13 protein-coding genes are annotated in these 13,462 nt (G+C 38.8%); 2 read left to right on the top strand and 11 right to left on the bottom strand.

What is annotated here, in order from left to right; translation table 11 throughout:
* Nucleotides 1–5: 5 nt before the first annotated feature.
* The 5 genes from fabG to fabT form a co-directional block, all read right to left on the bottom strand.
* Entirely contained in the window at nt 6–743 is a 738-nt protein-coding gene (gene fabG, locus IGJ00_RS04850) for a 3-oxoacyl-[acyl-carrier-protein] reductase (RefSeq protein ID WP_071865998.1), read from the bottom strand.
* Nucleotides 744–753: 10 nt separating this feature from the next.
* On the bottom strand, nt 754–1,674 hold the full coding sequence (gene fabD, locus IGJ00_RS04845; protein ID WP_438844155.1) for an ACP S-malonyltransferase: 921 nt from the start codon (nt 1,672–1,674) through the stop codon (nt 754–756).
* 109 nt (nt 1,675–1,783) lie between these two features.
* Entirely contained in the window at nt 1,784–2,008 is a 225-nt protein-coding gene (locus IGJ00_RS04840; RefSeq protein WP_034688440.1) for an acyl carrier protein, read from the bottom strand.
* A gap of 54 nt (nt 2,009–2,062) precedes the next feature.
* Nucleotides 2,063–3,025, bottom strand: a complete 963-nt coding sequence (locus tag IGJ00_RS04835) for a beta-ketoacyl-ACP synthase III (protein ID WP_071865997.1) — start codon at nt 3,023–3,025, stop codon at nt 2,063–2,065.
* A 9-nt stretch (nt 3,026–3,034) separates the two neighbouring features.
* On the bottom strand, nt 3,035–3,475 hold the full coding sequence (gene fabT, locus IGJ00_RS04830; protein ID WP_010735879.1) for a fatty acid biosynthesis transcriptional regulator FabT: 441 nt from the start codon (nt 3,473–3,475) through the stop codon (nt 3,035–3,037).
* 309 nt (nt 3,476–3,784) lie between these two features.
* Here fabT and IGJ00_RS04825 point away from each other — a divergent pair, with 309 nt between their 5' ends.
* Nucleotides 3,785–4,741, top strand: a complete 957-nt coding sequence (locus IGJ00_RS04825) for a GIY-YIG nuclease family protein (protein WP_074799762.1) — start codon at nt 3,785–3,787, stop codon at nt 4,739–4,741.
* Between the two features lie 30 nt (nt 4,742–4,771).
* On the opposite strand, the gene IGJ00_RS04820 is transcribed toward IGJ00_RS04825, so the two are convergent.
* From IGJ00_RS04820 to IGJ00_RS04795, 6 genes are all read right to left on the bottom strand, one after another.
* A complete protein-coding gene (locus IGJ00_RS04820; RefSeq protein WP_010735881.1) occupies nt 4,772–5,002 on the bottom strand; it encodes a YkuJ family protein in 231 nt (76 codons plus the stop codon).
* 85 nt (nt 5,003–5,087) lie between these two features.
* The gene (locus IGJ00_RS04815; protein ID WP_438844154.1) at nt 5,088–5,975 is read right to left on the bottom strand and encodes an NAD(P)-dependent oxidoreductase; all 888 of its coding nucleotides are present in this window, start codon (nt 5,973–5,975) and stop codon (nt 5,088–5,090) included.
* A gap of 87 nt (nt 5,976–6,062) precedes the next feature.
* Complete coding sequence (locus IGJ00_RS04810) at nt 6,063–7,286, bottom strand: glycosyltransferase family 4 protein (RefSeq protein ID WP_438844153.1); 1,224 nt, start codon at nt 7,284–7,286, stop codon at nt 6,063–6,065.
* A gap of 23 nt (nt 7,287–7,309) precedes the next feature.
* Complete coding sequence (locus tag IGJ00_RS04805) at nt 7,310–8,350, bottom strand: glycosyltransferase family 4 protein (protein WP_071865993.1); 1,041 nt, start codon at nt 8,348–8,350, stop codon at nt 7,310–7,312.
* Nucleotides 8,351–8,514: 164 nt separating this feature from the next.
* Nucleotides 8,515–10,242, bottom strand: coding sequence for a phosphoenolpyruvate--protein phosphotransferase (gene ptsP, locus IGJ00_RS04800; protein WP_019723966.1), 1,728 nt, complete (start codon nt 10,240–10,242; stop codon nt 8,515–8,517).
* Nucleotides 10,242–10,508, bottom strand: a complete 267-nt coding sequence (locus tag IGJ00_RS04795; RefSeq protein WP_002287602.1) for a phosphocarrier protein HPr — start codon at nt 10,506–10,508, stop codon at nt 10,242–10,244. The genes ptsP and IGJ00_RS04795 overlap by 1 nt, the downstream gene beginning before the upstream one ends.
* 544 nt (nt 10,509–11,052) lie before the next feature.
* Here IGJ00_RS04795 and IGJ00_RS04790 point away from each other — a divergent pair.
* Complete coding sequence (locus tag IGJ00_RS04790; protein WP_438844152.1) at nt 11,053–13,290, top strand: AAA family ATPase; 2,238 nt, start codon at nt 11,053–11,055, stop codon at nt 13,288–13,290.
* Nucleotides 13,291–13,462: the final 172 nt, after the last annotated feature.

The raw sequence follows: 13,462 nt of genomic DNA, 5'->3' as shown, positions 1-13,462 counted from the left end.
CCTCCCTATCCGTGCATGACCAATCCGCCGTCAACATTGATGACTTGACCTGTGATATACGAACTTTTCGCTAAGAACAATGCGGCTTCCGCAATATCTTCCACTTGGCCGAAACGTTGCATTGGAATTTGTTTTTCTGCTTGTTCTCTTACTTTTTCGGATAATACATCTGTCATATCTGTAGTGACAAACCCCGGAGCAATCACATTACATGTGATTCCTCGTGTGGCAACTTCTCTTGCCACAGATTTAGTGAAACCGACAACCCCTGCTTTACTTGCTGCATAATTGGCTTGACCCAAGTTACCGATCAATCCTGAAACACTTGAAAGATTGATGATCGCGCCTTCTCTTTTTTTCATCATTTTCTTTAGCACGTGCTGTGTCATATTGAAAGTTCCTGTTAGATTGATATCCAAACATTTTTTGAAATCATCTGCATCCATACGTAGGACAAGTTTATCATTCGTAACTCCCGCATTATTGACCAAAATATCGACAGAACCCAACTGCTGTTCTGCTTCTTTGATCATCTCTCCTGCTTTGTCATAATCGGAGATATCACCTGTGATCCCTACACATTCAACCCCATGCGCTTTGATCGCATTGATTTTTTCGGCTGGGATCTCTCCACGACCATTTAAAAAGATGTTTGCGCCTGCTTTGGCAAAGGCTAAAGCGATCGCTTCACCGATTCCTCGTGTACTGCCTGTAATAAATACATTTTTTCCAGTTACGTCCATAACTTGCCTCCTATGACAATCGATTGATTGTTTCTTCAAATGTTTGTTGATTCTCCACACGTGCAACGGCGATCGACTTGTCGATTTTTTTCATAAAGCCACTTAATACTTTACCGGGCCCGACTTCGACCACTTGATCGATCCCTAAATCTTTAAGTTTTTCGATACTTTCGTAAAAACGAACGGGTTTCATCACTTGTTGTTCAAGTAAACCTGGAATTCTTTCTTTCGTCATGATCTCTGTCGTGGTGTTGCTGATCACAGGTATTTCAGGTTCTGAAAAAACGATCTTGCTTAGTTCCTCCGCTAATTGTCTAGCAGCAGGTTCTAAGATTGCTGTATGGAAAGGGCCACTTACATTGAGTGGAATCATTCGTTTGATCCCTTGTTCTTGTAATAGTGCCACCGCTTGATCCACTGCTTTTTCTTCCCCTCCGATGACGATTTGCTGAGGTGTATTGTAATTTGCGGGGGAAACGATCCCCGTTTCTTCCGCCTGCTTACAACAGCTCTCGATGACATCCACCGGTGCGTTCATCACAGCTACCATTTTCCCACTACCGGTAGGTGCAGCGTCTGTCATAAACGTGCCTCTTTTTTCGACCAATGCGACTGCTTCACTAAAGGAGAGCCCACCACTGGCTACTAAAGCAGAATACTCACCTAAACTAAGCCCTAAAACGGCTTGAGGAGTGATCCCATGTTCTTTCAGCAAACGATAGAACGCAATGCTGACAGTCAAAATAGCCGGCTGCGTATAGATTGTTTGATCCAAACGTTCATTTGTTGAAAAACAAAGCTCCGCCATATCATAGCCCAAGATCTGACTAGCTTCATCAAAAGTCTGTTTCACAATGGGTTCATGGTAGAGGTCTTGACCCATTCCTTGGTATTGTGCACCTTGTCCGCTAAATAAAAATGCTGTTTTCATCATAGTCTCCAATTTATATTCAGGATAGATAGCTTTTTGTTTCATTTAAAAAAAGGCTAAGACATTCCTTTTTCGGAAAATGTCCCAGCCCCCAACCTAATCTTGATGATTATGCAGTTTGTTTTTCAACATAAGTGACTAAATCTTGAACTGTTTTGATGCCGTCTTCTGTTTCGATTTTCACATCAAATTCATCTTCGATTTCGTTGATGATTTGGAATAAATCCAAGCTATCTGCTTCAAGGTCTTCTTGGATGTTTGTCGTTAATTTGATTTCTTCTGCGTCTTTCCCTAATTCTTCCGCAATGATTTCTTGAATTTTTTCGAATACCATATGATAATTCCTCCGATATTGTTTCTTTATTTTATATTTTTTATTTTTATCAGTTTATAGTTCCATGAGGATACTTCCCCATGTCAATCCTCCACCATAACCTGTAAATACCACTTTTTGTTGTTGACCTAAGGTAATTTTTCCGCTTTCTATCGCTTCATCTAAAAGAATCGGGATGCTTGCTGCGGAAGTATTGCCATATTTATCCATGTTCGTTAGAAATTGCTCCTGGGGAATTTTTACTTTGCGAGCAATCTTTTCGATAATTCGTAAGTTTGCCTGATGCAAAAGCAGATAATCAACAGGTGTGTCTTGAATGAGTTCCTTGATGTTCATCGCAACGTCTCTTACAGCAAAGTCAAAAATATCCCGTCCAACCATTTTTAAATAGTAAGAACCTTCTGAATCTTTCGTGTATAAAGGCGATCGATTTGGTAGATAGCCAGAAGTAAGGGATTGCGCACGCGAACCATCTGCCGCTAGCGATTCTCTCACTAATTTTTGATTTGAGCCAGCTTCTAACAAAACCCCACCAGCACCATCACCAAACAAGACAGCGGTTGAACGATCCGTCCAATCGATCAGTTTAGATAATGTTTCGCCACCAATTACTAAACCTTTCATTGAGCCACAGCGAATCAGTTTCTCTGCAACACTCAAAGCATAAACAAACCCTGAACATGCGGCGCTGATATCAAATGCGATTGCTTTGGTTGCGCCGATCCTTCCTTGAACTAAAGTTGCTACAGAAGGCGATGTATAATCAGGCGACATCGTAGCAACGATAATAAAATCGAGTTCCTTTGGATCGAGTGTTTTTTTCTTTAGTAATTTTTCGGCAACGAGGTAACACAAATCGGAAGTCTCCTGCTCGGTCACACAATGTCTCTCTTTGATTCCTGTACGGGTTGAAATCCATTCATCCGAAGTGTCCATCATTTTTGAGAGATCATCGTTTGTGATGATTTTTTCCGGTAAGAAACTTGCCGTTGCTGTGATCGTTCCAAATTGTTCCATTAAACTTCCTCACTTGTAATCTCGCAAGAAATCATGCAAGTTTTTCAATGCAGACAGCAAAGCTTGTTGTTCGTCGGTAGCCATACCATCCATAATGTTTTTGACCATTTCACGATGGAAATGCTGATGCACGCGGTAAAGTAACTTACCTTTTTTGGTCAACCCCAGCTTCACCACTCGTCGGTCGTCTTCACTACGGATACGCTCAACGTAGCCTTTCCTAACTAACTTGTTGATAGCAGTGGTCAAGGTCCCAACAGTAATCGACAGTTCTTTGGCTACTTCTGAAGTTGTCTTTTTCTTGTACATACCGATTGCCTCGATCGTATGCATCTCTGTAATCGACAGATCTTTGAATTGTGACTTTTTTAATTCGGATTCTTCGATCGTCAAAATATCATTGAAGACACTAACGAGATAATCATTTACTGTATTAAAATCAGGTTCCATGTTCCACCATCCACTAAAATTAGTTTGATTATCAAATCTTTTGATGTTCAAACTATATCTTAACTTTTTTCAAAATGCAACCTTTTAACTAGATTTTTTTGCATTATTAATTTTTTTTTATTTTAAACTTATGACAAAATGCTTTAATATCAACCTTTTAACCTCTAAAAATTAAAATAAAAGAACAAAAAAATATTTTGATTATCAAAGTATCTCTCTAATTTATTTATAAAATATAATCCCTTTTATTGTTCATTTTTTTAAATCTGTTATAATCTTTTTAGTTCAAATTCAATTAGGGGAGCGCTTATGCACTTAAAAGAGAAAGTAAAAAACCTACCTTTATTACCTGGTGTTTACTTGATGAAAAATAGCGATGGAAAAATCATTTATGTGGGTAAAGCTAAAAATTTAAAAAATCGCGTAAGTACGTACTTTCATCAAAATAAACAACACTCGAAAAAAGTCTTGCGCTTGGTTCGTTCGATTGCAGATTTTGAGATCGTTGTCGTTGATACTGAACTAGATGCCTTATTATTAGAGTGTCAATTGATCCAACACTATCGCCCTATCTACAATCGTCGGATGAATTATTTTGACAACTATAACTATTTACATATTCAATCCGATGGTCTTTTTCTCACGAATATTCCTACCGCAAGAACTTACGGACCTTTTCGCCTTTATAAAAAAATGCCTAGTATCCTTCGAATCATCGAAGAAAACTATCAAATGCCTTGGCTTTCTGAAATCAGTCATTTGGCGTTACAAGTCCAACTTCCTGAAATGAAGACACTGAGCTTTGAACAAAAAAAGAAAGAGATCCAAGGTCTATTGCAAGGAAGAAACAAAAAATTGTTAGGCTATTTAAAAAAACGACAATTGCATTTTATTGAACAGCTTAATTTTGAGAAGGCAGCTATTCTACAACGGGATATCGAATTGATCACGTACTTTACTGGTCGGATACAAGAACAAAAAAAATTTTTACGAACACCGAGAATCACATTGAGCATGCCGTTAGCTAGCGATGAGACCAAGATCAAGCATTTCTTGGTTTCGTACGGTCAAGTGGCTGACACAACGATCACAGCCCCTGGACAAGCACCTCATTTCTATTATGAAAAGGACAATAGGTTGTCACTCAAGCGACAACTGTCTCAAGAAGAAATCGATCCTGTTCAAATCTTGATCAGCTACCAACGTAAACTGACAAAAGACGAACAGGAAACAAAAAAAGAGTCTGGAATCCAACCGATTGGTTGAATCCCAGGCTCTTTTAGCTAGCTCGAAATCTTATTGAATCAAATCATAGATCTCCATCGCAACGATATCGATATTGTCGAATTCGTATTGTTGATGTGTGTCTGTTTCAGTTAGTTCAAATGTTTCTGTCGCTTTATCATAAGTTACGGTGCATTTTTCTACGCCCTCTTTTTCAAAGCGACGAACTTGCAGCTCATTGTCTGCTGATTCGACCATAGCCTCCAGTCGTTTAATGATTGCGACTAATTGTGAATGTGCCATCGGAGGTCCTCCTTTTCTTAGTTCTGTTATATTGTATCAAAAGCATCGTCGACTTGCATTGATTTTCTCCAAAAAAACTAGTTTTTTAGGATTTTTTTTTCGGCTGTCTACCATCTTCCCACCAAAGCTTGATCAATGCTTGCGTTCCATCGTTCTCGAAACCCTTTTCTGCTAACTGTTCATATAGCTTTCGGGCTTCTTTGGTCGCTAGTAAGTCCAACCCTACTTTTTCTGCTTCGGCTAAAGCAATCTTCAAATCTTTGATAAAATGTTTGACAAAAAATCCTGGTGTATAATTCTCTTGTAAAATACGAGGTGCATAATTACTCAATGACCAATTTGCCGCACTACCGCCTGAAAGCGTCGCAATCACTTTTTCTAAGTCTAAGTCAGCTTTCTGTGCATAAACGAGCATCTCTGTCATGCCAGTCATTGTTCCGGCAATCATGATCTGGTTTGCCATTTTTGTGTGTTGTCCTTTTCCAGCTGAACCATGTAACGTAAATGTTGTTCCAAACTCACGAAATAGTGGTAATACTTGCTCGTAGACATTCTCTTTTCCACCCACCATGATCGTTAAGGTGCCATTTTTTGCACCTAGATCGCCTCCTGAGACAGGGGCATCCAAGGCTTCTGCTCCAAGCTCTTGTGCGCTTGTTGCAATTTTTTCAGCAAGTGTTGGCGTACTTGTCGTCAAATCTATGACTGTTTTCCCCTTTACGCCTGCTTGGAAAATGCCTTTCTCACCATAATAGATTTCTTCCACATCTTGAGGATAGCCAACCATTGTAAAGATGACTTGGCTCATCTCAGCTACTTCTTGTGGACTATCTGCCCATACTGCTCCTTCTTCCATAAGTGGCGCAGCTTTTGTTTTCGTACGATTATAAACAGTCAGTTCATGGCCAGCTTTTTGTAAATGACGAACAATCGCGCTTCCCATAACTCCTGTGCCGATAAAACCAATTTTCATCTTTTGCCCTCCTAAACGATAAAATCCTTGTTTCTATGCTAGTATACGCTAGAAACAAGGATTTTTTTAGGATTATTCACTGTTTTTTTATTTTTTGAAAGAATTTAATTTAATTTTAATCCGCTCAATGGATGCTTCTTCTTCTTTTTTACGCATCTCTTCTTTGTAATACACAAGCATATCTTCATAAAATTCGATCATTGATTGACCAAAATGAGTAGCAGAGATCTCGTAAAGTTTCTTTTCAAACACTTCTGGATTTTTTTCAACTTTGCTTTCAATATAATCAATAAGTGCAGGTGCAAAGTCTTCATCTCGTTCAAATGTTCGGCCAAGGGAAGCATGATCAAATAAACGATTCAAATAATCATTTCCTTCAACTACACATGGTGTACCAGCTGCCATTGCTTCTGTATACGTCAATCCTTGTGTTTCCGATGTCGAAGCACACACAAAATAATCAGCCGCCCGATAATAGAATGCGACGTCATTGTTATCGACTTCTCCAGTAAATTGAACCACATCAGCTAAATTCAGCGACGTGATCAGTTCTTTTAGTTGCTCAACATAAGGCCCATTTCCGACTATGATTAGTCGTGCATCTGGATAGTGTTTGATGACTTCTGGAAACCCTTGGATCAACGCTTGGATATTTTTTTCATAAGAGATTCGACTTAAAGATAAAATCATCAAGCCGTTTTCTTTTACTCCTAATGAGGTACGTAATTCATTGATTTGTTCTTGTGTGATTTCTGGACGTTTAAATTTTTCGATATCGATCCCTGTTGGTATCACTCGTAATGGCGCTGTCACCCCATAGCTTCGCAATGTCTCGATCACACGCTCACTTGGGCAAACCACACCTGTCGTATGGTTCACAAATAGACGAGATAAGTATTTGACATGGGATTGTCGAATCACTTTCCCTTTTGCAATATAATGCAGGTAATCTTCATACATCGTGTGATACGTATGAATCGATGGGATTTTTAATTTTTTTGCGACCATCTTGCCAAGAACACCCGCTCCAAACTCAGTGTGAGTATGGATAAGATCTAACTCTAATTCTTTTGCCACTAAATAGGCGTACCACATTCCTCGTACCACTACTCGACGTTCTTTGAATGATACAAAAGGAACACTTGGCATACGAATCACATCTTTTTCTAACTTGTCTGCATTGGGATCTGTTGTCGTAAATATATATACGTCATGTCCCATTTTTTCGAGTTCTTCTTTTAATGTCTTGATCGATGTAGCTACACCACTTACCTGTGGAAAATAGGTATCGGTAAAAAAGCCGATTTTCATCTTTTTTCGCCTCCAAACTACCTTTATTTTGATTCTTGCATTTGTTCATCTGAAGAATCGGATGCCTTTAGCACTTGTTGATAAACGGATTGAAGTTGTTGACCAATTCTTTTGATACTTCGTTCTTCAGCCGTTTGATAGCCAGATTCAACTAAACTAGGTACTTCATGTTGAATGATTTTTTGAATGAGTTTTGAAAACTCTTCATTGTTTCGCCCCATATAACAATTTTTTTGGTCTTCTAGCCAGCCATCATAGACTGGAATATCACGTACTAACACATTTTGTTTACTTGCTAAAGCTTCCAGTACCACAATACCTTCCGTTTCTTCATAAGAAGGGAAAAAGAACAGATCTGCTCCTGAGTAAGCTCCTTCGATGATTTCTCCTCGAATATAGCCTGGAAAAATGACATTATCGGGATGATCTTCTTTCACTATTTTTCGGATATTACTTGGGATCGAGTACATCGGCACATGACCAAACCAGATGAATGTATATTCTGGTAATTGTTTGGCTATTTCAACAAAATCAATGATTCCTTTTCTTTCAAAGAACAGTCCTACACAAATAATCACTTTTTGATCAGGTGAAAGATTGAAGTACTCCCTGAATTTTTGTTCTTTGACAGGGTCTGGTTGGTATTTTTCCAAATCGATCCCATTGGAAATCGATTGAATAGGTAAATCGATGCCATAACTTTGTAACAATTTTTTTGAATATGGAGTTGGTGTAATCAAGTAATCTGCCTTTTCATACAACCCGACTAAATATTTTTTTACAAATGGTGCTAATTGATTCGAACCGATAAAGGAATTACGAAAATCCTCCTCCGTTGAATGCGCATGATAAATAATTTTTTTACCGTTTCTACGCGCTTTGTTGACCATGTTGTGACTATTGATACCATATGTATTGATGTGCAAAATATCATAGTCTTCTTTACTATCTAAAGTATAGGAGATCCCTACATCTTTAAGCGCACGCTTTTGGTGATCAAGTGCACGACCAATGCCGGACTTAGAAAGTATCTTCTCACTTTCAAAATATAATAATACCTTCATCTACGTTCCCCCTCACTCTTATATTATAACACAGCGTGAAAGCTGTCACTCAACCTTAAGTCCGATTTTTTCCCAACAAACTTGTAAGTTGGAACGGAATTTTATTTATTATTGCAAGAAGACAAAAAAACAGGCACAGCAAAATACTGTGCCTGTTCTGAAAATCAAGCTAGATATTCATTGACAAGTTCTACGACTTCTTCCATTGTATCGCACTCATTTAGGGCACGATCCGCTAGTTCCGCCATTTTGCTTGTATCTAAACGTTTCATCAAGCTACGTGTTTTTAAGATCGATGTTGCACTCATTGAGAACTCATCTAATCCCATACCTACTAGTAAAGGAACAGCCATTTGATCGCCGGCCATTTCTCCACACATACCAGCCCATTTACCTTCAGCATGTGCTGCATCAATGACGTTTTTGATCAAACGTAGAATTGATGGGTTGTATGGTTGGTACAAGTATGAAACACGTTCGTTCATACGGTCAGCTGCCATTGTGTATTGGATCAAGTCGTTTGTTCCTACTGAGAAGAAGTCTACTTCTTTAGCAAATTTATCCGCAATAACGGCTGCAGCTGGAATCTCGATCATGATCCCCACTTGGATCGAATCAGAGACTTCAATGCCTTCATTTACTAATTTTTGTTTTTCTTCTTCAAAGATTGCTTTTGCACCACGGAATTCTTTTAGTGTAGCAACCATTGGGAACATGATACGCAAGTTTCCATGTACAGAGGCACGTAATAACGCACGCATTTGCGTACGGAACATATCGTCACCTTGTTCTGACAAGCTGATACGTAATGCACGGTATCCTAAGAAAGGATTCATTTCATGCGGCAATTGCAAGTATGGTAATTCTTTATCTCCACCGATATCCATTGTACGAACAACGACAGGTTTTCCTTCCATTCCTTCCAATACTGCTTTGTAAGCAACGTATTGGTCTTCTTCAGTAGGAAAATCTGGTGAATCCATATAAAGGAATTCAGTACGATAAAGTCCAACTGCTTCACCACCATTGTTGTGCACACCAACTAAATCTTTAGGTGTACCAATGTTGGCTGCTAATTCAAAGTGTTTGCCATCGGCAGTCACTGTCTCAGCATGTTTCAGTTTTTCCCATTCTGCTTTTTGTGCAGCATAATCTGCACCGATTTTTTCAAATTCGGCTTTTTGTTCTGCTGTTGGCTCAATGACTACATCGCCTTCGATCCCATTAACAGCTAACATTACGCCTTCTTTTACCTTCGCAGTGATTTCTTTTGTTCCAACGATTGCTGGAATTTCAAGAGAACGAGCCATGATTGCAGAATGCGATGTACGTCCACCGATATCTGTTACAAAAGCTTTTACGAAGTTACGATCTAATTGAGCAGTGTCACTTGGTGTCAAATCATGCGCCACGACAACAACTTCTTCATTGATCATTGAAGGGTTTGGTAAAGTCACACCTAGAAGATGTGCTAAAATACGTTTTGCAACGTCACGAATATCTGCTGCACGTTCTTGCATGTAAGCATTATCTTCCATTGCTTCGAACATACCGATATACATATCCGTTACTTCTTTAAGAGCTGATTCAGCATTTACACTGTTATCTTTGATGTTTTGTTTGATTTGACCTATCATTTCAGGATCTGAAAGAACCATTAAATGTGCGTCAAATACTTGCGCTTCTGCTTCACCTAAGCTTTGCGCTGCTTTTTCACGAATTTGTTGTAATTCTTCAGTTGATTTTGCTAAAGCATCATCTAAGCGAGCTTCTTCAGCTGAAGTATCCTCAACTGTCGTCTTACTGAATGATAAATCCGGTTGAACTAGCAGGTAAGCTTTTGCAACGGCTACTCCGTCACTAGCGGCGATCCCTTTTAGCATTTCAACCATTATTCAGATAAGCCTTCTTTCTTCATTGTTTCAACGATAGCTGCCATAGCGTCAGCTTCGTCAGCACCTTCAGCAGTGATAGTAACGTCAGAACCTTGACCTACACCTAAAGACATAACGCCCATGATAGATTTTAAGTTTACTGATTTACCTTTATACTCTAAGTTTACATCAGAGTTAAATTTGCTTGCTGTTTGTACTAATAGTGTAGCTGGACGTGCGTGGATCCCAGTTTCTGCTACTACGTGAAATTCTTTCTTTTCCATATTAATCGGTCTCCTTTAAGTGAGTGTTGTTTTTATGTGAGGGTTTTCTTTTTTAGCAATCCATGATAGAACTAATCAGATGAACCCTTTCATCTGTAAAGATTACCATTTTTTTTCCTTAGATACAACAGTTTTCATTTAAATTGAGAGAAAATCCAGTAAACTATTCTGTAGAACTGTTTCATGTGTAGTTACGATTATTCCTGTTTTAATAAATTCCATGTTTTTTTATATCTAATAAACCGTCTCGCCCCTCAGTGATTGTCGAGTGGTTGAACCATTCATGAGATTTTAGCTATATTCCCCTACAGATTCGACGACAACTTGAGACTCGTACCCAAATGTTTTGTCACATTGCCTGAACAAAAGAATCAATTGCTTGCGTCTATTCAAAAAATTAGTATAATAAAATTAAATGGTCAGTAATGGTCAACAAGGTATGACTTTTATAAGGTTTGTTAATCGAGTGTTATTCTTTTACCCAAAGATAGGCGCGATGTAAAATAGACTTAATGACCAATGTTTGAAAGGACGTGAATGTTTTATGCTTTGTCAAAACTGTGGAAAAAATGAAGCAACGATTCACTTGTATGCGACTGTCAATGGCCAACGTACACAACTTGACTATTGTCAGAGCTGTTACCAAAAAATCAAAAATCAGCAAAATGGAGGTCTAACAAGTATGGCCCAAAATGATCCATTTGGCTTTGGGAGTCTGGACGATCTGTTTCGTTCGATGTCTCGTCAAATGCAACAACAAGGAAATTATGAACAAACTCCCCCTACTCAATTTGGTGGGAACAACAACTTCAATGGTGGACAACCACCACAAGGCCCCGCTTCAGATGGTCTTTTAGGCGAATACGGTATCAATATCACAGAAGAAGCGCGCCAAGGTGAAATCGATCCAGTCATCGGTCGAGATGATGAAATCAAGCGCGTGATTGAAATCTTGAATCGCCGTACAAAGAACAACCCTGTATTGATCGGGGAACCAGGTGTCGGTAAAACGGCTGTGGTTGAAGGACTCGCTCAAAAAATCGTTGATGGCGATGTTCCACAAAAATTACTAGATAAAGAAGTAATTCGTTTAGATGTTGTTTCACTTGTCCAAGGAACAGGAATCAGAGGACAATTTGAAGAACGGATGCAAAAACTGATTGAAGAAATCAGACAAGCAGAAAATGTCATTTTATTTATAGATGAAGTTCATGAAATCGTTGGGGCTGGTTCAGCTGGTGATGGTAACATGGATGCCGGAAATATACTAAAACCCGCGTTAGCTCGTGGCGAATTACAAATGGTTGGGGCAACAACATTGAATGAATACCGAATCATTGAAAAAGATGCTGCGTTAGAGCGCCGGATGCAACCTGTTCGTGTCGATGAACCTTCTGTAGATGAAACAATCAGTATTTTACAAGGATTGCAAAAGCGCTATGAAGACTACCATCACGTCAAATATACAGATGCTGCGATCGAAGCTGCGGCTAGATTGTCCAATCGTTATATCCAAGATCGCTTTTTACCGGATAAAGCCATTGATTTACTGGATGAAACAGGATCTAAGAAAAACTTGACGATCCAAATCGTTGATCCAAAAATGATCGAAAAGAAATTAGAAGAAGCGGAAGAACAAAAGTTGTTGGCTTCTAAAGAAGAAGATTTCGAAAAAGCAGCTTATTATCGCGATCAAATCAATAAATTGAAAAAAATGCAAGAACGTCAACTTTCAGAAGAAGAAATCCCAGTGATCTCTGAGAAAGACATGGAAAAAATCGTTGAACAACGGACAGGCATCCCTGTTGGTGAATTAAAAGAAAAAGAACAAACCCAATTGAAAAACTTAGCAGACGACTTGAAAAAACATGTGATTGGGCAAGATAATGCGGTTGATCGGGTAGCCAAAGCCATTCGTCGTAATCGAGTTGGTTTAAGTAAGAAAAACCGTCCAATTGGTTCTTTCTTATTTGTTGGTCCTACTGGTGTTGGTAAGACAGAATTAGCGAAGCAACTAGCCTACGAATTATTTGGATCTGAAGAGTCAATGATTCGTTTCGATATGTCAGAATACATGGAAAAACACAGTGTCGCAAAATTGATTGGTTCTCCTCCAGGCTATGTCGGCTATGAAGAAGCTGGTCAATTGACTGAAAAAGTACGTAGAAATCCGTATAGTTTGGTTTTGCTTGATGAAGTAGAAAAAGCACATCCAGATGTCTTACACATGTTCCTACAAATCTTAGATGATGGACGTTTAACCGATGCGCAAGGTCGTACAGTCAGCTTCAAAGATACAATCATCATCATGACAAGTAATGCAGGAACTGGAAAAGTAGAAGCCAATGTTGGCTTTGGTGCTGCTCGTGAAGGTGTGACTCGTTCTATCTTGAATCAATTGAATAACTATTTCACACCAGAATTCTTGAATCGTTTTGATGGAATCATCGAGTTCAGTGCTTTATCAAAAGAAAACTTGATGACGATCGTTACTCTCATGCTTGATGATGTCAACCAATTGTTGGCGGCTCAACAATTACATGTGGACGTTCCTACGAATGTCAAAGAAAAGCTGGTTGATCTTGGTTACGATCCAGCAATGGGTGCCCGACCATTACGTCGGACGATCCAAGAACAAATTGAAGACGGCATTGCCGAATTCTATCTTGATCATCCAACGATCTCAGATCTTAAAGCAAAATTAGATAAAGACGACAAAATCGTCATTACGTCTAAACCTGAACGTTTAGTCAAAGAAGCAAACAACGAATCGACAGAGTAATTCCATATTGGAATGGTAGTAAAAATCGAGCGGAGAGTTTGCCACTCTCCGCTTTTGTTTTTATTTTTGGAAAAGAAAGTAACGATTTTTTCTCTTCCATTCAAATTTAAGAAGACAAAATGCTGTTCATTTTACTAAAAAAAAATTATAATTAATGTAAGTTATTTCTTAA

Origin of the sequence: Enterococcus sp. AZ062 (genome assembly GCF_051715065.1) — a bacterium.
In the GTDB taxonomy this organism is placed as follows: domain Bacteria; phylum Bacillota; class Bacilli; order Lactobacillales; family Enterococcaceae; genus Enterococcus_B; species Enterococcus_B mundtii.
This window is presented reverse-complemented; position numbering and strand designations above follow the sequence as displayed.